A 775-nucleotide genomic window follows, 5' to 3' on the forward strand; every position below is an offset into this window, starting at 1 on the left:
GCTGATCCGCTTCCTTACCGCACCTTAAGCGCTCCACCGATTTACTCTGGAGGACGTCGTTAACGGATCGCATACGATCATCCGCGCCATCGTAGCTGGCGAACGCAATGCCGATGACCTCGCCAAGTATCGAGATGTGCGCTGCAAAGCCTCCGTCGAAACCATCCGCGACTCGCTGATCGGCCACTATCAGGCCGAGCACGTGTTCGAGCTCACGCAGGCACTCGCACTTTACGATTTCTACCAAACCCAGGTCGCACAATGTGATGAGCGAATTGAAGTCGCGCTCCGACACCTGCAGACTGGTGTCGAACCGCCCACGGCTCCCATACCTGCGGCGCGACATCGGACCAAACAGCCGAATGGCTTCGCCTTTGACGTGCGCGCCGCGCTGTACGGCATGCTCGGCGTCGACCTAACCCAGATTCATGGCCTGGGGCCCTATGTTACGCTCAAGCTCGTCGCCGAATGCGGCAACGACATGTCGCGCTGGCCGACAGTGAAGCACTTCACGTCGTGGCTGTGCCTCGCGCCTGGCAACAAGATCTCGGGCGGCAAAATCCTCTCATCAAAGACGCGCCGCTCTTCCAGCAAGGCGGCAGCCGCGCTACGGCTGTGGTTTCTATCGACGCCTGTCAGCCCGGATCGGCAAGGCCAAAGCTGTTACCGCCACCGCGCGCAAGATTGCCGTTCTCTTCGTATGCGATCCGTTAACGACGTCCTCCAGAGTAAATCGGTGGAGCGCTTAAGGTGCGGTAAGGAAGCGGATCAGCGC

The 775-nt window shown here is 60.0% G+C and carries 2 protein-coding genes; one reads left to right on the forward strand and one right to left on the reverse strand.

Features of this window, described 5'->3' with window-relative positions:
* A partial coding sequence (locus DID99_RS38305; protein ID WP_260444803.1) for a hypothetical protein occupies positions 1–202 on the reverse strand: 202 nt, incomplete at its 3' end.
* Here DID99_RS38305 and DID99_RS36770 point away from each other — a divergent pair.
* Positions 203–775, forward strand: a 573-nt coding sequence (locus DID99_RS36770; RefSeq protein ID WP_260444804.1) for an IS110 family transposase, incomplete at its 3' end; no start/stop codon positions are given.

The sequence above is a fragment of the Burkholderia sp. Bp8986 genome, from assembly GCF_003854225.1.
GTDB lineage: Bacteria > Pseudomonadota > Gammaproteobacteria > Burkholderiales > Burkholderiaceae > Burkholderia.